Below are 20432 nucleotides of genomic sequence, written 5' to 3'. Positions count from 1 at the left end.
ACATTGTACAAGCTTTATCACCTTGAGGCATAAACCTGTATTCGTTATCAAATAAATTAGTTTCTCATATGTTTGCTTTTAATTATTATCGTTAATTTGCTATGTTAAATGTGTACCGTTTTCCTTTTTCAGTAGCCACATCGTATTCAAAAACTTTTGGAAGATGGATCCCATTTAAAACAGCTTCCGGAGAAATTAATGGATTTGCCACAGGCTGGGATTTAAAAAGTACATTAGTATTTTCGCCCTTTGCCTCAAGGAGTCCATTTCCTTGTAATTTGGAATAACTTCTCAATCGTAGATTTCCACTCAGATCTGATCGTATTGTAACAGTTTTTATTTTACTGTTTTTCCACTCCATATTTTCTATTTCAAAACCTCCTCGTGCTCTTAAACCAGAAACTGAGCCATTGGACCAGGCATCCGGTAATGCCGGTAATAAAGCCACAGCACCATCATGACTTTGCAGTAACATTTCGGCTATCCCCGCAGTGCAGCCAAAATTACCATCGATCTGAAATGGCGGATGAGCATCAAACATATTGGTATAAGTTCCTCCGTCAGGATCTTTGATTGTTGCGTTTGCCGGTTTCAGATTAAGCTGGTTTTTAATCAACTGATAGGCATGATTACCATCCAGATAACGTGCCCACAGACAAACCTTCCATCCCATTGACCATCCACGGCTTGCATCTCCTTTTCCTGCAAGGGTATTTCTGGATGCTTCAAAAAGTTCAGGGGTTTTAAATGGTGAAATTTCTCTTCCGGGAAAAACGCCCCATAAATGCGAAAGGTGACGATGAGCATCATTTTTACGATCCCAGTCTTCCATCCATTCCTGTAATTGAGAATATTTCCCTACCTGCATTGGAGGCAATTGAGAACGAATATCTTTTAACTGCTTAGCAAACTCAGCATCAATTGCTAATATTTCGCTGGCATCAATGGTATTGGACAACAAATCAAAAATCATTTGATTATCCATGGTGACACCGGCAAAAACATTACATCTTTCTTTGCTTACAGTTCCATCCGGTTTTACAACATCATAAAAATGCAGGCCCGGACTGTGCTCCGGAGAAATGGATGGTGATGCGACGAGATAACCCGCTTTTTTATCTTTGATTAGAAAATCCTGATAAAATTCGCAGGCACTTTTTAAAATTGGATAGACTTCTTTTAGATAATTTGTGTCTCCCGAAAAAAGAAACTTCTCCCATAAATGTGCACTAAACCATGCATTACAAGTTGGCCATATACCCGCAGTTTTGTCCACAGCCCCGGTCATACGCCACAAGTCTGTGTTATGATGCAAGGTCCAGCCTCTGCTACCATACATTTCAGAAGCTGTTTGTTTTCCTGTAACGCTAACATCTTTAATCAATTGAATAAAAGGATCATGGCATTCACTCAGGTTGGTCACCTCAGCAGGCCAATAATTCATTTCTACATTAATATTGGTTGTATATTTACTGTCCCAGGCTGGATACTGACCCGAATTTGGATTCCAGATTCCCTGCAAATTAGCGGGTTGGCTTCCTTGTTGTGAAGAAGAAATCAATAAATAACGTCCAAACTGAAAATAGGAAGCAACCAAATCATGATCATCGGCATTTGCAAATTCTGAAATTCGCTGGTCTGTAGGTTTTGCAATTTGCTGTGATTGCCCTAAATCAAGTTTTACCCTGCCGAATTGCTTTTGATAGACCGCAATATGATCTAGTTTTGCTTTTTCGTATCCTTTTGAAAATTTCGATAAATACTCTTGAGCTTTCTTTTCAGCGTTTCCGGATATATCTTTATAATTTTTAAAATTGGTCGCAACAGAAACATAAATTATTGCTTCATTGGCATTGGTAACAACGATGCTGTTTCCGGATCCTTTTTGAATTCCTCCTTTTGTTTCTACTTTGATCTGTGCATTAAAATTTAAAAGATTGGGAATGTTTTCTTCTTTTTCTTTGGTGCATTTACCCGTAACCACAAGTAATTTATTTTGATTTGGAGGCACTTTTGAAGCTACGGTTACCATTTGCGTTTTTAATGGTCCGGCAAAAGAAGTGTTGAAATTTATAGCTCCTTTTTTGTCTGAAGTAAGGCGAATAATAATCAGCTGATCCGGAAATGAAGTAAATATTTCACGTTTAAATGAAACTCCGTGTACTTTATATGAAGTAGTGGCTACAGCCGTATTCAAATCGAGGTCTCTGTAAAAATTAGTGTGTTTTTCATGTCCCGGCATTCTTAAAATTAGGTTGCCAACAGACTGATATACCTGTCCGTGTGAAGTAGTTTTTCTATCTGCTATAATAGCATCAAGAGACAGCTTTTGAGCCTCAATATAATTTCCGTCTTCAAGATATTTTTGAATTGTTTTTAAATTCTTTTTTGCATTTGCATTGTTATTTTGATAAGGACTTCCGGACCAAAAAGTATCTTCGTTTATCTGTATGGTATCACATTGGGGTATTCCATAAACCATTGCTCCTAATCTTCCATTCCCCAATGGCAATGCATCTGTCCATGCAGCAGCAGGTTTATTGTACCAAAGCATTGCTTTTTTTTGAGCAGATGAATTCCAAAATATGACGAAGCATAATACTGTGAACAGCAGATTTTTCATATTGTCCTTATTATTTTTTAATTGGTTCTTAATTTTAAGAAGTCTCAGGATTATCTATTTATATTTACTGATTATATAATTTTAATCTAAAAAAAATACACTATCGATAATTTTACCTTGCGCCAAAAGTATTTTAATAAAACAGTAATGACTTTTAAATTTTTGTCGTTTACTTTTAAATTTTTGTCATACCCTGTTTTTAGTAGTATTAGCAGAGTAAATACAATTAATTAAATGGATTATTTTATAGAATTATATACTAATTATCCTATTTCAATATGTAGAGTGATTATCGAATGTGCCATACTTAAGTTATCAGAAGCGGAAAAAATATTTGTTGACAGCGTAAAAATCAACAGACAAATGGATAAAGAAGTCTGTTAAGACTAAAAATAAAAAAGCCCGAGAAATAGAATTCTCAGGCTTCTTTTTATTTTGCGTTAATTCAGGTCAAGACCTGATTTAGTAAAGTCTCGCGAATATCTCCCAAAAGAAAAATCTCCATTTCCTGTACTTCATTCAATTCAATAACCGGACTATTATCCGTGCTGTATTTCAAATCCGAATTTGTCATATTAAAAAGCTCTTTGAATAATAAAAAAAACAACTGGAAGTAAAGAATATTCTTTCAAACAAATAATTTTTAATATGATTTTAAAATTTATTAAAAATCATCATTTAATAAAAAACTTAGTTTACTCTTTTTTCATATAAAAACAAACCATTATCAATCAAATAAATACATCCTTAAAAAAGTAATTTTCTATAAGATTGATTATTTCTAAACAGGATATTCACATCATAATTTAACTGCTTTCTTAAAAAATCATTTGGTGTTTTTTAAAATTAGTTGCATTTTTGCACCCGCAATAACAAAGCAGGTCCGTTCGTCTATCGGTTAGGACGCCAGGTTTTCATCCTGGTAAGGGGGGTTCGATTCCCCCACGGACTACTTACTAAAACAAAAGCTCCAGAGAAATCCGGAGCTTTTTTATTTTAAATAGTATTCCAAGACTAACTTCCAGTTAAAATTTCCCAGTCTCTATCTCTTCGGTGTGATTCTTCTGAATGATCTATATCTTTTGGCACAGCAATAATTGTGGATAAGCTATCCTTTTGTGGTAAACATGAAGTTTTTTCAGCTGAGCCAGTAATATTGATGGTAAGATCCAGATCAAAAGAACAGCAAACTGTCAATGATAGCAGCAGAAAATAGCATACATTTTTTTCATGACTCATGTTTTAAATTATTTAGAATTCACTACTCTATAATTGAAAATTCAAAGTCTAATTTTAAAGAATTTCGAATTTCTAAGAACAAAAAAAATGTGCAAGGTCTGAGACCATGCACATTTTAAAAATACCTTGCAATGGGTATAGCCAAAGTATTTTTACTCCCGATCAAAAATGATTATTCGAAAATAGTACTTTCGACCGTTAGCTCTGCAGTATTGAAAATCCCTTCTACTCTTTCTGCAACAGGCCAATTATGAATGGTGTAGTTGCTAAAATTAAAAGTAGGCGCAAATACGGCTGTTGTCGCATATTTTCCTGTAATTGAGACTTTTTTGACTGTTATATTTACTTCGCCCTTTTCTCCCGGAAGAACACCATCAGTACCGCCAACAGGATTTGAAAGGATTGCGGTAATAATATTTGCATCGCCTGTATAATTATCAAATGGATACGTTTTGTTTTTATAACTCTGGACAGACAGTCCCCTAATCGGATGATTTCCTTGGTTTATCCATTTAACCGCTGCTGCAAAATACTGCGTAGTTAAGCCGTCACCTGCTTTTACATTTGGCGTGATAACAGGAAGCTGTTCAAACTTAATTGGATCTTTTACATCTACTATCACATTATACACCTTAGACTTGGTACCATTTGAATTTTCTGCCTGCAGATAGAAATGTTTTGGGTATTTAAAATCCACTACTATCGTATTTGAAGTATAAGGTTTGAATTCCGTTCCTAAGCTGTAGTACAATTTGGCGGCATCAAAAGCGATAGTGGGTGTTAATTTAGAAAAATCTGTTCCTACAGGTACAAGTATATAAATAGCATTTTCAGAATAGTTTTCGTACTCGACAATTTTTACGGCATTAATAGTTGACTCAAGAGAAGGATTTTTGCTTTTCTCAAAACTAAAGCCCGTAATTTTTGAATTCAGGTTTACAGGGGCTGCTTCAATTGCAACCTTTACTTTGTAATGCACGCTTTTATTTTCGTAGAAATTGGATGATATCGTGTATGTAATTGGTCCTTTCGAAAAATCCTGCAGCTCGCCAACAGAGGGAGAAATGCTATATTTATTTTGATCTAAATCGAATTGTTTTAAACTCAGCATCAAACCTTGATGTGCAGCCGGAATGGTAATTTCAATTTCGCCATATTTTTTTTCCTCTCCATCGACTATTTCAGGATGTACTATTTTGATATTCAGATTTGAAACCTCAGATAAAGGAAAGCTTTTCAATTGTGCCTTTTCTAATTCAGGATTAGGCGTCATCTCTTTTGAATCATCTCCCTGACATGAGGTGATGAGAAATAAACTGATAAACTGAAGCGCTAAAAAAAACTTGGCTGTTTGAATTTTCATAGTTAACTGGCTTTAAAAATGTTTGATACAATTACAGGCGCTGTTCCCGAAATGCAGTACGCCTTTTTAAAACAAAGAAATACAAACAGAAACAGATTTAAATTAACTTATGTTAAGAAAATACATCCATTATTTTTTTATCACCTGTCTTTCATTATCTAAACTGAAGTAAAATTACTTCTCTATCAAATCTGTTACATCATTATAAATGACGATTTTTATTGAGCAGTCAAAAATCAACACTATTCCTTCTATATGAAATTTATCAACTGTAAAGTCATTTTACGTTTTTAAAAATGAATTTCTACTCCATTTTCAAATCATCAAAATACGCAGTTGTTTCAGTAATCAGCGCATGCATTAATTCGCTGGCTTTTGTGTGTTTTAAAATTGGGGCAATTTGTCCTCCCCAAAATAAAATCATGTCCCACTTTTGCTGGTCCAGCGCTGCTTTTCGCAATGGTGACATAAAAGTGGTCTGTAGCGGAAACGGCAATATATCGGATTCTTTTCCTGAAAGTTCTTTTGCAATTCTGCTGGTTATTCCGCGGCCAAGCCTTCCTGTGTGGGCACGGCACAAAGTCGTATATTTTGCAGCATCCGAGAATAACATTTGTTTGTGTACAGGCAATGCATTCGACTCGTCTACCGCTAAAAATGCCGTACCAATTTGAGCTGCCCCTGCACCGAGAGCCAGAGCTGCTACAACACCTTTTCCATTGGCAATTCCGCCAGCTGCAATAACCGGAATTTTTACTTTTTCCCTGATTAGTTGCAATAAAACAAAAGTTCCTGTTACAGATGATTCAGCCGAAGCTAAAAAAGAAGGACGATGCCCGCCTGCCTCAAAACCTGAAGCAATAATCATATCAACACCTGAATTTTCTAAAAAAATGGCTTCATCTAAAGTGGTTGCTGCTCCAACTGTTACAATTCCTAATTTTCGACATTGCTCTAAAACATCGGCCGGCAGGACACCAAACATGAAACTGAACACCTTAGGACGAACTCTCAAAATTACTTCGAGCTGGTTTTCAAATCTGGATTGAAATGGAGCCGGTTTTTCCGGTAACGGAATTCCGACTTCATCAAAATAGGGTTTAAATAGTTCTTTCGCTTTATTAAATTGTTCGTCTGTCAAACCAGATTTAGCAATATCATGATCAGCTACCCACAAATTCAAATTATAAGGTTTATTGGTCGCTGCTTTAATCTGTTTGTCTGTTTCAAAAATTTCCTGCGGACTCATGGTATAAGCCCCGTATCCGCCTAGTCCACCGGCATTTGAAACGGCTGCAGTTAATTCTACCGTTGATAAATTACCTCCAAAGGGTCCCTGAAGTATTGGATATTGAATTCCAAGTAATTCTGTTGCTTTTGTATTGTACCACATGACTTTTAGTTTTGAAATTTATTCACTTATATCCGTCAGCATTTTATTAACAATCAGCCATTTTCCGTTAATCTTATGGAAAGATAAAAAATCCCGATAATTAAAATCATACATTTTTACATTTAATTCTGCTACAGCAATGGAGTTTACCACTTTTATATTCAAAATTTCTCCTTTAAAAGGCTTTCCTGAATCTTTTGGGCTTTGTCTGTTTTTCACACCTTCCAGATATAATGCAATGGTTTTGAAATAGGGTTCTCCTTTTACATCACCAAAAAGCAAAGCTTCCGCATGAAAGACACTTCCTAAAAGTGCTTCATCGCCTTCATAAATTCCTTTAAAATACTGGTCTTCAATTGCATTTGTAATTGCAAGAACCTCTTCTTTCTGATTTTCCATTTTGATAGTATTTTGTGCTTTTATGCCCTGAAAAATACAGAGCATAAAAGCCGTTAATAAAAGTTTCATTTTAGTTTAAATTATGTCCTGCGGCTTTCCCTCCGTCAACGTTGATAATGGAGCCGGTAATGAAATTGCTTTTCGCCACCGTGTACACCATTTCGGCAACGTCATCAATTTCTCCTACCCTGTTCAATAAATGCACACCGGCACTCTGATCTACTGCATTACCATGCATTGGAGTTCTGATTACACCCGGAGCAACGGTATTAAAACGAATATTTTGTTTTCCAAATTCGGCTGCCAATTGAATCGTCAGAGAATGAATTGCACCTTTACTTGCTACAGGTGCCGAAGCCGGCCAGCCACCTAATCCGTGATTCACTAAAGGGGTTCCAATATTAATGACAACACCGCCTTTTTGCTCCAGCATTTGTGGAACGACAGCCTGAGTAGTGAAATAGGTTCCTTTAAGGTTAGTGGTCAAAAATTTATCCAGATAAGCTTCATCAACTTCTAAAAATGGTCTACTGTCAAAGATTCCGGCATTATTAACCAGCACATCAACAGAACCAAACTTTTCGATTGCAATTCTTACCAGCTCTTGTCCGGTTTGTTTATTGCTTATATCTCCGGCATACATGGCCAGATTATCTCCTGCTCCAAATTCGTAGTAAGCACTTTCTAATGAAGCTGGTGTTACTGAATTGATAACTACATTATCGCCTCTGTCTAAAAAATATTTAGCGATTCCTTTTCCAATACCGGATGATGCTCCTGTTACAATTATGGTTTGTTTTTTCATGATCTTTATTTTTTATCGGCAGTTATGCCTTTTTCTCTTAATACTGATACTTGTTCTCCTGCGTAACCCCAATCGTCTAATTCTATTTCCTGAATTACAATGTGGGTTAAATGCGGATCTTTGTTTAATACTTCTGTAATTAAATTCGTAATTCCGCTGATTAATTTTTGTTTTTGCTCTCGTGTTACGCCTTCACGAGTCAATTCGAGTTTTACGTAAGGCATGGCTTTAGTTTTTAGATTGTTCTGAAATGGCTTCGGCAGTGATATTAAAATCCAATTCGAAGTCGTTATAAATCAAGGTATCTCCTAAATCTTTGAAGAAATTTCCAGAACGGAATCTGATATCGTATTTAGTACGGTCAATAACCAGTTTACCGGAAAGGGTAATTGCATTTCTGTTGTTTTCAACTACTGCTTCGAAACCGGCAACGTGTGTAATATCTTTTATGGTAAGGTTTCCTTCAAGATAAAAAGTATTACCTGATATTTCCTTTACTGAAGAGATATCAAAAGAGGCTGTAGGAAATTTTTCGATTGAGAAAAAATCATCTGAGGCAAGATGAACTGCGAATTGTGCGTTTGCTGCCGGATCTGTTATATCCAGAATTTTAATTGAAGAAGTGTTAATGGTGACATTACCTTCTTTTACATTTCCATTATCTAAAATGAAATTACCTTCTTTGATACTAATTGTACCATTATGTGCACCGGTTACTTTTCTTCCGGTCCAGTCAACGCTGCTGTCTGAGCTTACGATTTTAAAATTTGTTGTTTCCATTTTTATTGTATTTAAAAGTACAATACAAAGGAACGGCGACTATGAAAATTGGTTACGTGATGTAGATCACATTCTGATTTTGGGATGAAGTTCTATGGTTTTATTTCACAGAGATCCACAAAGTTCTTTACGGAGATTCACTAAGATTTTTTTCCTTTAGCAAATTTACCCTCATTTTTGTCATCCTGACGAAGGAAGGATCTCCGCAAGTAGCTAAACAAAGATTGGAGATTTTGTTTATGGAGTTTCCTGCGAAGATCCCTCGTTCGGGATGACAACTGCATTCAAATCTGCGTGAAACAAAATCATTTTTAATCCTTCAAATCTGTGGCTAAAAAACTAAGAATTATGCAGCCTGCTTAAAGTTTCTCTTGAAACACCAAGATAAGCGGCAATTAAATGCTTCGGGACAAGATTATATAATTGCGGATACAATATCAAAAGTTCTTCATAACGTGTTTTGACATTATTATTCATAAAAGATAAAAGCCTTTTTTGAGAAGCAATATATCCTTTATTGGTTCGCCAGCGAAAGAAATGCTCAATCTGATGAAATCCTGCACAAAGTTTTTCGCGGTCAGTATTAGAAAGACAAAGCACTTCGGCATCAGTAATACAATCTACATTGATTGTTGCAGGAGTCTGATTGTATAAAGCCGTATAATCTGAAGTCCACCAGGTTGGCATTGCAAACTGAAGTATGTACATTTTTATTTCATCATTGATAAAAAAAGCCTTCAGACAGCCTGAAATAACAAAGTACTCACAATCAACCTTATCTCCTGCACCAATTATAGTCTGGCCTTTCTTAAAAGACATTGGCTTAAAATGAGAAAAGAAATAATTGAATTCTTCTTCTGTCAATGAAGCTGTTTTCGCAATATGCTGTTGTAAAAGTATTTTGGCTTCCATTTAAATGGGACAATTAAGGTTTGAAAAGTCTATTGTAAAGTTATAAAATCAAATGAACTTATCGATTGTCTATTTGGCATTTCAATTTGTCCATTTCACCAAAATATCAATATGAAACCGATCGCCTTTGACGCAAATTTGTCCTGTTTAACAACTTAAAAATTTAAAATCATGAATGCAAAAACAACAAAAATTATTTATTGGACAGGCGTTATTTTAACTTCTTTATGGTTTGGTGCCAGCGGTTTTTTTGAACTTACGACAAATCCGATTGTTTGGAAAATTACACAAGAGTTAGGCTATCCGGAACATTTCATTTATTTATTAGGTATATTTAAAGTAGCGGGTGTCATTACCTTATTAATTCCGAACAGGTTATTACGATTGAAAGAATGGGTATTTGCGGGAGTTTTCTTCGACATTATCTTTGCTTTCTTTTCAAAACTCGCTGTATTGGGTTTCTCTGCTACAACCGATGCTATTATTGCTTTTACAATGGTAAGCGTAACTTATTTAATGTTTAGAAAATTATATAGTGTTACTTATACACCAAGGTTTTCAGGAAAAAACTAAGCTTCTTTTTTTAATCTCGCAAAGTCGCAGAGGCCAAGTTTAATTTTCTTTGCGACTTTGCGAGATTCTATTTATGTTATTCTAAAATCAACTTATTGTATTTGTGGCTTTTTCGCAAAACAAATATGAGCTTTTAAACAAATAAAATTGAGCTTTTCAGCAAAATAGTAAAGTTGCCTTCCAACGTAAATTTGCAAAGAACAATTAAATACAATTACAATGAATAAAATATGGTTTATTACAGGAAGCTCAAGAGGATTAGGACGTAATCTTACTGAAGCAGTTTTAGAAAGCGGTGATAAAGTCGTAGCAACAGCGCGAAATATCAATCAGCTAAATGATTTGGCTGAACGTTTTAAAGATCAAATTTTTCCTTTAGCATTAGATGTTACGAATGATGAACAGGTTTATAGTGCTGTTAAAACAGCAGTAGAACATTTTAGAAGAATAGACGTTTTGGTAAACAATGCCGGATTCGGAATCATTGGCGCTGCTGAAGCTTACACCGCTGAGCAGGTTCGCAGTCAGTTAGAGACCAATTTATATGCACCAATAGAAATTACCCGTGCTGTATTGCCTTACATGCGCAAACAGGGTTCAGGAAGGATTTTACAAATTAGTTCAATTGGAGGGCGCGTTGGAAATCCGGGTTTAACAATGTATCAGGCGGCAAAATTTGGCTTAAGTGGCTTTACCGAAGCTCTGGCCAAAGAAGTTGCTCCGTTAGGAATATTCGTGACCAGCGTTGAACCAGGTGGTTTCCGTACAGATTGGGCGGGTGCTTCGATGTCTTATGCCCCTGAAATAGAAGGTTACGAAATGGTAAAACAGCGTACTGATTTTTTTAAAGGTGGAAAATTTGTTGCTGTTGGAGATCCTGAAAAAGCAGCCAAAGTGATGGTTGATTTAGCTTCTCATCCAAATCCACCTGTACATCTTGTATTAGGAAGCGAGGCAATTGGCATTTTAAAAAATGCTGATCAAAACCGAACAGAAGAAATGCAAAAATGGATAGATATCAGTTTATCGACAGACCATGATGATGCCGGAAGTTTTTTTGATACAGCACAAGGAAAATGGTATACCGGAAAGAAATAATAAAATGCAATATCAATATCAATGATAATGGTCAAATGTAATTAAATTACGGTATATATTTTTAAACTCATTGTTTATATGTTTAAAATATTTTCAACTTTAATTAAGCAGTATCAGGAATTGGTACTGCTTGATTTTTTATAAATTTGTAATATGAACGATTCCAAAATAAATCAAAAAACATCGCCAATTGCTTATTCCTGCTACTACACTCAAAATCGGGAAGGCGAACAATTTGCTGCAGAACATGTTTTGAGTTTTCAGATTTCAGGCATACTTACTTTAAACAATGGTACCAAAGAGTATGTTTTTAAGCCTGGAGATTTTCGATTTATCAAAAGGAATCAGCTTATAAAATTCATTAAACAACCCGATCCTAATACCGCATTTCAGTCCATTTCAATTTATTTTAATCAGGAAGTACTGCGTGATTTCTCTATAAAACACAATCAGAAAACCAGTTTAATTAAAAGTCCTGAAACGGAAACTATTTTTCAATTAAAGGAAGTTCCGCTGCTTAAAAGTTTAATGGACTCTTTAATTCCTTATATCAATAAAGATCAATTAATAACCGAGGAACTTCAGACTTTAAAAGTAAAAGAAGCCATTACTATTTTATTACAATGCAAGCCCGAACTCAAAGATGTTTTATTTGACTTTAATGAGCCAGGCAAAATTGATCTGGAAGCTTTTATGAAGAAGAATTTTCATTTTAATGTGCAATTAGACCGGTTTGCTTACCTCACAGGCCGGAGTCTGGCGACTTTTAAACGTGACTTCCAGCGTATTTTTGAAATTTCACCCAGCCGATGGTTATTACAAAAGAGATTGCAACAGGCTTATTTTCTTATAAAAGAAAAAGGTAAAACACCATCTGAAGTTTATTTGGAAGTGGGATTTGAAGATCTTTCGCATTTTTCATTTGCTTTTAAAAAACAGTATGGAATGCCGCCATCAAAAATGAATTAGTTTCGTTTCAGGTTTTTTGTTTCAAGTTAATGATGTATGTCAAATCCATTATTTTATTGGATTCTTATATGCGGCTTTAATTTCACTTGGCGAATCCATAAACTCAATCGCCCTTAAATCCGTCTTTAAACTCAAAAGCGTTTCTACCATAAACTTATCCAAATCGGATGGAATTTCCATTTTACTATCTCTAAATTGCTTAATTAAAATACCGAAATATTCCGAAATAGTTTTTTGTCCGTCAGCATCTAAGAACATTTCCTGAGGCCAATACTCTAATGTGGTCATTTTGATTTTCCCGTCAGAATCTTTTTCCAATAAAGAGATTTGTTCAGGATTTAACCAATTCCATTTTTTTACACGAACAAAATATTTTTCTTTATTAGAGTATGAGTTAATAAAGTCAAATTCCGGTAAATCTTTTTTATTTTTAAAAAAATTAAACATATTATATTGATATAGATTTCGGTTTTCTCAAATTAATTACAACTATATAGTTCTCATTCGGTCATTTTTGGGGCTTGAAACTTAAAACCTGAAACAAATTTTTCATCGGTTTTCCAACCAGCTCAAAAAAGACGTAGCTTTCTCTTTTCCAACCAATAATTTTTCTTCAGTCGGAATGGTCAGTTTGATAATTAATTTTCTTGAGAAATAATGTTCAGCTTCTCTTATTGCAGAAAAATTCACCAAATACTGTCTGTTGATTCTGAAGAATTGCGTTGGTGATAACAGTTTATGAACCTCATCAAGAGATTGTGTAATCTGATATTCTGTTTTATCAAAACACATAATCGTCGGGGTTTCATTTTTTATATAAAACAAAGCAATATTTTCTGTTAAAACGGTTTGGTACTTATTATTTTTAAAAACCAAAAAACTGCTCTTCCCTTTATTTTCGCCATTTCGGGTCAACAAATAATCAAAATCAGGCATTGCTTTTTTATTCCTTTGGAAGAAATTCTTTAACTCTGCCGCTTTTTTAATAGCTCCGGCGATACTTTCCCTGGAAAAGGGTTTCAATACATAATCGATCCCGTTTGATTTGAAAGCATCAATAGCATAATCATCAAAAGCGGTACAAAATATGACCGGTGATAACACTTCCACATTTTTAAAAATCTCAAAACACAAGCCGTCTGCCAGCTGAATATCCATAAAAATAAGATCCGGCTGATCATTCTCTGACAAATAACTTACTGCTCCGTCTATGCTTTGTATGTACGACAAAATTTGAGCATCGGGCCTGATACTCAAAATTAGCTGGCCAAGTGCTTTAGCCGTTTTTACTTCATCTTCAATTATTATGATAGTCATAAATCAGGGGAATTTTTACTTTAAAAATAGTGTCTGTTTTGTCAATTTCGATTTCCTTGTGAACCAAATGCATAAAACGCTGATTAATATTATCCAGCCCGACTCCGGTAGACAATACACCTCTTTTAAGCTGAATTGGGTTTTCGATTACTAAGAAATCACCTTCAGTATATAATTTTATTTCTAATGGTTTATCTAAGGAAACGACATTATGCTTAATGCAATTTTCTGTTAATAATTGCAAAGTAAAAGGCGGAATAGCCGAATCGTATTGTTTTGGATCTGTGTTATTGTGCAGAATAAATCCGTCTTCAAAACGGGCTTTCAGCAAATACACATACGAATCCAGAATCTGAAGTTCTTCCCTAAGCGGAATTAAATCCAACTTCCTACTTTCGAGTGTAAAACGATAAAAATCAGAAAGTTTCAATATAAAATCAGAACTCATCGGATCGTTAATATCAACCATAGACTTTAAAGTATTCAGACTGTTAAACAAAAAATGCGGATTAACCTGCTGTTTTAAAAGTTCGTATTGTGCTCCTAGATTCATGGTATGTGTTCGCTCCAACTCTACTCTCATTTGCTGTGTCTGATAGTTCTGAAAAAGCAGGTGCAGAAACATATACACAATCAGATTGATCAAAACACCCCGTAATTCAAACATAATCGGAGCATCCATTTTTGAGATTTGAAAAAGTTCCTGATGTCCAATTACCAAAATAACCATTACAACGATACCTAAAACAACACTAAATAAAAGCTTCCAGTTGAAAAAGCTTGTATGAGTACGCTGTGAAGAAAATTTAGGCAGACTGTAAATATTATAATACCATATAAAAATAGAAAACAACAGTGTAATCGAAGAATTAATCACAATGTCTCCGGGTGTAGAAGCAGCATCAAATAATTTTGGTATTGAAGCAAGAACGGCAAGCGCAACAGAACTTATCCAAATCAACTTTCGGGAAACCTGAAAGCCTTTTATTTTTTCCATATTTTATTTGTTTTTAAATACTGCTTTGTCAAAGATAAGTTTATTTTGAAAAAAATATTTCACGCAGATTTGAAAAGATTACAACAGATAAACATAGATTCAATAATCTGCTTTATCTGCAAAATCTGCGTGAGATTAATAAACTACGCACACTTAACTCCTAATATAGCACCCGAATTCATATCCTGTACAAAGCCAATAATTTCAAAATCCTGTTTATTGAAATTTTTAGGCAGATGAACTGAGACAGTTCCTTTTTTAGCTTTATTCAAATCAACCGACTGCAGCTGACGAACAATTTGGTAATGTGATAAAACACGATGTGCATTCTCTCCTCTTTTTACATTGCTTTTTGCCGATTTCTGAATTACAGCAATAAACAAACGGCTGTTTTTCGAAGTTCCTTCAATGCTAAAATTTATAGAAAGTTTAGCATCATTTTGAGTTGTTTCAAAAGTTATATTTGACGAAGCAGATTTTGAGATTGCCGATTTAATTCCGTTTCGAAGACTCGTTTCCTGAGAACCTATGTAATCTGCCTTACCATTAATGATTACCTGAGGTGTGTAAATAGGGGCTTTGTCCATAAATTTAGCATAATCATATTGTCTTTTGGTAAAATCAGCATTGCTAAAAACATCTTTCCAACCTTGTTTGTCCCAATAATCTACGTGATAAGCCAAAACATAAACATTGTCGTCTTTGTATTCATTCTGAATTTTGCCCAGCAGTTCATCAGCAGGAGGACAACTCGAACAGCCTTCGGAAGTATACAATTCTAAAAGAGCAAAACCTTTTTTGTCTGGATAGTTTTGACTGAAAATGGTGTTTCCTGTTAAGAGAAACAGGATTATAAAAGTTAGTATATTTTTCATCTGTATTGTGCGTTAAATGTTAGAGGTAAAATGTGAGATGTGAAAAATTATTTTAAAACATTTCACATCTCACTTTTAACTTTTTACAAAATAGTAATCTCAACGTTAATATTACCTTTCGTTGCTTTAGAGTAAGGGCACGTCTGATGTGCCTGGGCAGCCAAAGCTTCTGCCATCTCACGGTCGATTCCCGGAAGACTGATGTTTAAACGTGCCTGAAGAGAATATTCACCTTCGGTTACACATAAATCAACCTCCGCGTTTACGGCAGTATCTACAGGAAGTTTAATCCCTTGTGACGAAGCCGCTATTCCTAAAGCACCAATAAAACAAGCCGACCAGCCTGCAGCAAAAAGCTGTTCAGGATTTGTACCCGGACGTGAAGTTCCGGGTGAACTTAATTTAATGTTTAACTGCTCATCTGAACTTTGAGAAGCACCGTTACGGCCTCCTGTAGTGTGTGTTTTTCCTGTGTATACGATTTTTGTTTCCATGACTTTTTTATTAATTGTGAGTTGTTAATTGTAAAATGTGAAATGTGAATAGACTTTTACTGATACTTTTTACTTTTTACTTTTTACTTTTTACTTTTTACTTTTTACTAAAATTATCTACGTCTATAATTGCTTTTGCAAATGCTTCCGGATCTTCCTGAGGAACATTGTGTCCGATGCCTTTTAGGATTCGGTGTTCGTATTTACCAGTAAATTTGTCTGCGTAGGCTTTTCCATCCGCGAAAGCGCCGTCAAAATCGCTTCCTATTGTAATAGTCGGAACTTTAATTGCCGGTCTTGCCGCCAAACGTTTTTCTAAACTATCGTATTTGGATTCTCCTTTTTCAAGAGATTGTCTCCATCTGTAATTATGAATCACAATTGCTACGTGATCCGGATTATTAAATGATTGAGCTGTCTGATCGTAAGTAGCTTTGTCAAAATTCCATAGTGGAGAAGCTATTTGCCAGATTTGTTTATTGAATTCATACGTATTTTGAGTGTAACCTAACTTTCCTCTTTCGGTTGCGAAATAATATTGGTACCACCATCCTAATTCTGCTTTTGGAGGCAATGGTTTCAGGTTAGCTTCCAGATTTACCACCAAATAACCGCTTACTGAAACCAGACCTTTTACACGTTCCGGCCAAATTGCCGATACTACTACAGCTGTTCTTGCACCCCAGTCGAAACCGCCAATTACGGCTTTGTCGATTTTCAGCGCATCCATAAAGGCGATAATGTCACTTGCCAAAGCTGCCTGCTGTCCGTTTCTAAAAGTGGCTTTTGAAAGAAAGGTTGTAGTTCCGAATCCTCTTAAATAAGGTGTAAAAACATGGTATCCTTTTGAAACTAAAATAGGAACCACTTCATTGTAACTGTGTATATCATATGGCCAGCCGTGAAGCAAAATTACCGGTGTTCCGTTTGAAGGTCCTGCTTCTGTATAACCCACATTTAATAATCCGGCATTGATTTCTTTTAAAGTTCCCAGTGAACTGTTTACTTCTTGTTTTGGAGCTTGTGCAATGGCGGCATTCATAAAAAGAAGCATTAAAATTATTTTTGCACTATTGAATAAAGTTTTCATAAGTATTATTTTTTTATTAGTTGATTATCCGTTAATTTCTTCGTCAAAAGTATTTCTATAACCATTTTTATACAATCAGAAAAGAGCTTAAACGGACGAAGTAAAGGTTGAAACGGACAGACTGAAATTTGAAAATTTTAAATGTGGTTTACTTTTTCAGAACCAGAATCGGTTTCCTTTTTTCTACAATGTAAGTTGCCAGTTCTGAAGCTTTTGCATTGCTGTTATTCCTTGCGGAGTGCACTACGCCTGCCGGAATAAAAAGCACTTCTCCCGCTTTTAATGTTACGGGCGCCTGTCCTTCAACTTCATATTCTAATGAGCCTTCAAGTACATAGATAACCTCTTCGCCCGGATGAGAATGTTTTCCAAAAGCCGAATGTCCATCAAAATCAATTCGTGCCTGAACCGCTTCACGTCCCGGAACGCTCAGGTCCTGTTTTTGTAAATCGGTGCGTTTTATTCCTGTCTGTGCTGCAATCTGATTCGGAATTAAAAAAGCGATAATTCCTAAAATGATAATAGCGATAATAACCCATGTTTTCTGTTTTTTAGTTTCCATATTGTTTTGATTTAAATTATTGGTTTATCAGTTAATTTCTTCGTCAAAAGTAGCTTGACAATCCTTCTTTTTAAATCAGAAAATAGTTCAACCGGACGAAGTAAGAAGTGAAATGGACAGTGTGAAATGTGAAATGTTTTACGACTTACCCAAAAGGATTTAACCGCAAAGTGCACAAAGGCTTTTTTGATAGCGTTTTATAAAAGACAAAGGTCGCAAAGCTATGAAATGAATAACTTTGCGACCTTTGCGTAGATCTTAGCGACTTTGCGTTTAAATTATTTCAGCCTGAAACCTTAAACAAAAAATTTTAAGCCAAAACCATTCCGCCATCCATAATGAAATCGGCTCCGGTAATGAATTTTGAAGCGTCACTGCTTAAATGTGAAACCATTTTTGCTACATCTTCTGAGCTTCCCATTTGTTTTAACGGAATTTTATCTACCACCACATCCATAATCGATTTTACGGTGGCTTCGTCTAAACCTACTTTTTTCATTACTTCTGTTTCTGTTGGACCAGGACTAACCGAATTTACCCTGATTTTTCTAGGCGCTAATTCGACAGCGGCAATTTTCATTACGGCATTAAGTGCTGTTTTACCTGAAGAATAAATGGATGATCCTGCTCCGCTCATACTGGCTGTGTTGGAGGAAAGAAATACTACTGATGCACTATCTTTCAAAATCGGAATAAATCGGCTTAGGGTAAAATAAGCTCCTTTTAAATTGATATTCATAATGTCATCGTATAAGGTTTCTGTGGCTTGTTCAATCGTTCCTAAACCGGCAATTCCGGCATTGATAAAAAGAATATCAACTTGACCAAAATCTTCTTTTACTTTTGAAACCAGATTTTCAATGTCAGAAATACGGGATTGATCTGCAACTATAGCATGTACTCCCAATTCAGAAGCCGCTGCTTCAATTGCTTCTTTTCTTCTTCCTGTAATGATAACGGTTGCACCTTGCTCTTTTAATTGTTTGGCTGTTGCGTAACCAATTCCACTATTTCCTCCGGTAATTACTGCCACTTTATTTTTTAAATTGTCCATTTTTTATGTTTTTAAATTAACAGGACAAATTTAAATCTGAAAAGGCATTTCTTTTTCAGCGGTATCATTGAGTATACCATTTTATCTCTACATAAAATGAAGATAAAAACCGAGCTTTTAGTCTAATGGAACAGTGCTCAAAAAATAAAATGTTTTATATCTTAGTATAAAATAAATAACAATGTTGAGAAATCAGAAAGAAGAAGTTCAGGCACTGCAGGATACTTTATATGTTTTAGGAGGAAAATGGAAATTGCCAATTATCAATTCGATTTGTAATGGTAATCTACGGTTTAAGGAAATTCAGAAAAGCATTCCCGGAATTACTTCACGCATGCTTTCGAAAGAATTAAAGGATATGGAACTCAATAATCTGGTTAAGAGAACAGAAGACCGTGACGCAGAAGTACCGATACTTTATGAATCAACTGATTATTGCAAATCTTTCGGGCCTATAATTACCGAAATGATCAATTGGGGAATCTCACATCGTGAACATATTCGAAATGGAAAAAAGGATTCTTTAATTTCATAAAATAATTTTCTTCTTCGAAAAATAAAAAACTTCCAAAATCAAATGACATTGGAAGTTTTTTTTAAAAATTTATTAATCAAAATACGGTTTTAGTTTATCAATATTTTTTGCGTACTTGTATTTCCGTTGTTTTCTACTTTTAAAATATATACTCCTGCTGTAAGCACTTGAGAAGGACGTACCTCAATAGAATTAATAGCATCAGCCACATCTGTTTTATAAACTAATTGTCCCGATATATTGTAAATTCCAACAGCCACTTTTCCGGAAATAGATGCAGGCAAAGAAATCGTAAATCGGTTCTCTTTTACCGGAGCCGGATATATACTAATTGGATTTTCTAAACTCCATTCATTCGTTTCCAATGTCGTTTCCAAAGAATAATTGAATGCCTTATCGACAGCATATACTTTATAGAAATCGCTGCCGGAAACAGAACCTGCCACTGGATCTGTAAATGAAGTGCCAGTTCCAACATAAACAACAGTTCCGACTAAAGAACCAGTGCCTTCAGTTAAAGTGTTTCCTACTTTATATATCCCATTTTGTTTAGGGTCATTATCAGCAGCCGGAAGTGTGGCATAACGAACAACTACATATCCTCCTCCGTCAACTCCTGTTGCGGGAGCTGTCCAGCTTACATCCAGACCATTTACTGTGGGTGCTGATGGAGCATCCGGAGCGGTTTCATCCAAAGGTCCTGCATACACTACAAAGTCATCAATGTTTATAATATCGGTAGTATTAGTAGTCCCATTAATTCTTGGAGATGCAAATCTTGATGCTCCTGCTGTGGCAGTTGTGGTAAATGTTGCAGATGCTTTTATCCAGGTATTAGCAACAAATGCGGCAGGTTTAGGAACTATTGCTGCGTTAGCCCCGGCGCCATTGATATAAATCGCTCCGGTTAAATAGGCTAAAGGAGAAACAGCCGCTTTAAAATAATACTGAACTGTGTATTGTGTACTTACAGCAAGAGTACTGGCAATTGGAGACTGCAATCTTGTACTTCCGGATGCAGCATTAGAAAAAGAAACATATTTATTTCCTGAACGGGCAGCAGCAGCATTCGTAATGATATCTCTTGTAACAGATGCAGGCGAAGTACTAATTGTCCAATCTGTAGCATGTGGTGTGATAGAACCTATATTGGATATCACCTGCGATTCGAATCCGCCATCCATTACCGGAAATTGTCCAATAGTTTGTTGTCCAAAACTAAAATTAAGACCAAATAGCAGCAAGGCAAAACATGATAAACTCTCCTTTTTAAGTAATTTTCTTTTCATTTTAATTTGTTTTTTAGGTTTTTTAAATAGTTAATTTTCTAATTACAAATATTATGAAATCAGTA

The 20432-nt window shown here is 35.3% G+C and carries 23 protein-coding genes and 1 tRNA gene; 5 read left to right on the top strand and 19 right to left on the bottom strand.

Translation table 11 applies throughout. The annotated features are described in order from the left end of the window. Positions 1-91: 91 nt before the first annotated feature. Both DMB68_RS04360 and DMB68_RS23710 read right to left on the bottom strand, forming a co-directional pair. The gene (locus DMB68_RS04360) at positions 92-2623 is read right to left on the bottom strand and encodes a glycoside hydrolase family 95 protein (RefSeq protein WP_110345426.1); all 2532 of its coding nucleotides are present in this window, start codon (positions 2621-2623) and stop codon (positions 92-94) included. 445 nt (positions 2624-3068) lie between these two features. Then, positions 3069-3197, bottom strand: a complete 129-nt coding sequence (locus DMB68_RS23710; RefSeq protein ID WP_262510108.1) for a hypothetical protein — start codon at positions 3195-3197, stop codon at positions 3069-3071. Between the two features lie 306 nt (positions 3198-3503). Here DMB68_RS23710 and DMB68_RS04355 point away from each other — a divergent pair. Then, positions 3504-3575: transfer RNA gene (locus tag DMB68_RS04355), tRNA-Glu, on the top strand. Between the two features lie 62 nt (positions 3576-3637). On the opposite strand, the gene DMB68_RS04350 is transcribed toward DMB68_RS04355, so the two are convergent. The 8 genes from DMB68_RS04350 to DMB68_RS04315 all read right to left on the bottom strand — a co-directional run bounded on the left by DMB68_RS04350 (position 3638) and on the right by DMB68_RS04315 (position 9514). Then, positions 3638-3862 (bottom strand): hypothetical protein, encoded by a 225-nt coding sequence (locus DMB68_RS04350; protein WP_110345425.1) that lies wholly within the window; start codon positions 3860-3862, stop codon positions 3638-3640. Between the two features lie 172 nt (positions 3863-4034). Beyond that, positions 4035-5225 (bottom strand): hypothetical protein, encoded by a 1191-nt coding sequence (locus DMB68_RS04345; RefSeq protein WP_110345424.1) that lies wholly within the window; start codon positions 5223-5225, stop codon positions 4035-4037. A 304-nt stretch (positions 5226-5529) separates the two neighbouring features. After that, a complete protein-coding gene (locus DMB68_RS04340) occupies positions 5530-6618 on the bottom strand; it encodes an NAD(P)H-dependent flavin oxidoreductase (protein ID WP_110345423.1) in 1089 nt (362 codons plus the stop codon). Positions 6619-6636: 18 nt separating this feature from the next. Continuing rightward, positions 6637-7086 carry a nuclear transport factor 2 family protein gene (locus DMB68_RS04335; protein ID WP_110345422.1) on the bottom strand — a complete coding sequence of 150 codons (450 nt, stop codon included), beginning with the start codon at positions 7084-7086 and terminating at the stop codon, positions 6637-6639. A 1-nt stretch (position 7087) separates the two neighbouring features. Continuing rightward, positions 7088-7822 (bottom strand): SDR family NAD(P)-dependent oxidoreductase, encoded by a 735-nt coding sequence (locus DMB68_RS04330; RefSeq protein WP_110345421.1) that lies wholly within the window; start codon positions 7820-7822, stop codon positions 7088-7090. A 5-nt stretch (positions 7823-7827) separates the two neighbouring features. Then, entirely contained in the window at positions 7828-8046 is a 219-nt protein-coding gene (locus tag DMB68_RS04325; protein WP_110345420.1) for a tautomerase family protein, read from the bottom strand. 4 nt (positions 8047-8050) lie between these two features. Continuing rightward, a complete protein-coding gene (locus DMB68_RS04320) occupies positions 8051-8602 on the bottom strand; it encodes a YceI family protein (RefSeq protein WP_110345419.1) in 552 nt (183 codons plus the stop codon). 339 nt (positions 8603-8941) lie between these two features. Then, positions 8942-9514, bottom strand: a complete 573-nt coding sequence (locus tag DMB68_RS04315; protein ID WP_110345418.1) for a Crp/Fnr family transcriptional regulator — start codon at positions 9512-9514, stop codon at positions 8942-8944. Positions 9515-9685: 171 nt separating this feature from the next. On the opposite strand from DMB68_RS04315, the gene DMB68_RS04310 reads away from it, so the two are divergent. From DMB68_RS04310 to DMB68_RS04300, 3 genes are all read left to right on the top strand, one after another. After that, positions 9686-10087 carry a DoxX family protein gene (locus tag DMB68_RS04310; protein WP_110345417.1) on the top strand — a complete coding sequence of 134 codons (402 nt, stop codon included), beginning with the start codon at positions 9686-9688 and terminating at the stop codon, positions 10085-10087. 219 nt (positions 10088-10306) lie between these two features. Then, a complete protein-coding gene (locus DMB68_RS04305) occupies positions 10307-11185 on the top strand; it encodes an oxidoreductase (protein ID WP_110345416.1) in 879 nt (292 codons plus the stop codon). 153 nt (positions 11186-11338) lie between these two features. Further along, a complete protein-coding gene (locus tag DMB68_RS04300; protein ID WP_110345415.1) occupies positions 11339-12154 on the top strand; it encodes a helix-turn-helix domain-containing protein in 816 nt (271 codons plus the stop codon). A gap of 48 nt (positions 12155-12202) precedes the next feature. Here DMB68_RS04300 and DMB68_RS04295 read toward each other — a convergent pair whose 3' ends face one another. The 8 genes from DMB68_RS04295 to DMB68_RS04260 all read right to left on the bottom strand — a co-directional run bounded on the left by DMB68_RS04295 (position 12203) and on the right by DMB68_RS04260 (position 18543). Further along, positions 12203-12601: a hypothetical protein gene (locus tag DMB68_RS04295; RefSeq protein ID WP_110345414.1), complete on the bottom strand. Its 399-nt coding sequence runs from the start codon at positions 12599-12601 to the stop codon at positions 12203-12205. Between the two features lie 102 nt (positions 12602-12703). Continuing rightward, on the bottom strand, positions 12704-13471 hold the full coding sequence (locus tag DMB68_RS04290; protein WP_110345413.1) for a LytR/AlgR family response regulator transcription factor: 768 nt from the start codon (positions 13469-13471) through the stop codon (positions 12704-12706). Further along, a complete protein-coding gene (locus DMB68_RS04285) occupies positions 13452-14468 on the bottom strand; it encodes a sensor histidine kinase (protein WP_110345412.1) in 1017 nt (338 codons plus the stop codon). The genes DMB68_RS04290 and DMB68_RS04285 overlap by 20 nt, the downstream gene beginning before the upstream one ends. Before the next feature lie 143 nt (positions 14469-14611). Further along, positions 14612-15343, bottom strand: a complete 732-nt coding sequence (locus tag DMB68_RS04280) for a DUF1223 domain-containing protein (RefSeq protein ID WP_110345411.1) — start codon at positions 15341-15343, stop codon at positions 14612-14614. A gap of 83 nt (positions 15344-15426) precedes the next feature. Then, entirely contained in the window at positions 15427-15837 is a 411-nt protein-coding gene (locus DMB68_RS04275) for an organic hydroperoxide resistance protein (protein WP_110345410.1), read from the bottom strand. 97 nt (positions 15838-15934) lie between these two features. Beyond that, positions 15935-16927 (bottom strand): alpha/beta fold hydrolase, encoded by a 993-nt coding sequence (locus tag DMB68_RS04270; RefSeq protein ID WP_110345409.1) that lies wholly within the window; start codon positions 16925-16927, stop codon positions 15935-15937. Positions 16928-17075: 148 nt separating this feature from the next. After that, entirely contained in the window at positions 17076-17489 is a 414-nt protein-coding gene (locus DMB68_RS04265; RefSeq protein WP_110345408.1) for a cupin domain-containing protein, read from the bottom strand. 310 nt (positions 17490-17799) lie between these two features. Then, positions 17800-18543, bottom strand: coding sequence for an SDR family oxidoreductase (locus DMB68_RS04260; protein WP_110345407.1), 744 nt, complete (start codon positions 18541-18543; stop codon positions 17800-17802). Between the two features lie 181 nt (positions 18544-18724). Here DMB68_RS04260 and DMB68_RS04255 point away from each other — a divergent pair, with 181 nt between their 5' ends. Beyond that, positions 18725-19078, top strand: coding sequence for a winged helix-turn-helix transcriptional regulator (locus DMB68_RS04255; protein ID WP_110345406.1), 354 nt, complete (start codon positions 18725-18727; stop codon positions 19076-19078). A gap of 89 nt (positions 19079-19167) precedes the next feature. Here the strand turns inward: DMB68_RS04255 and DMB68_RS04250 are convergent, their stop codons facing one another. Beyond that, positions 19168-20367, bottom strand: a complete 1200-nt coding sequence (locus DMB68_RS04250; RefSeq protein WP_110345405.1) for a T9SS type A sorting domain-containing protein — start codon at positions 20365-20367, stop codon at positions 19168-19170. Positions 20368-20432 lie beyond the last annotated feature (65 nt).

This window comes from Flavobacterium hydrophilum, assembly GCF_003202405.1.
Classification (GTDB): domain Bacteria; phylum Bacteroidota; class Bacteroidia; order Flavobacteriales; family Flavobacteriaceae; genus Flavobacterium; species Flavobacterium hydrophilum.
The sequence above is the reverse complement of the archived record's forward strand: the minus strand, read 5'-3'. Positions and strand labels throughout refer to the sequence as shown.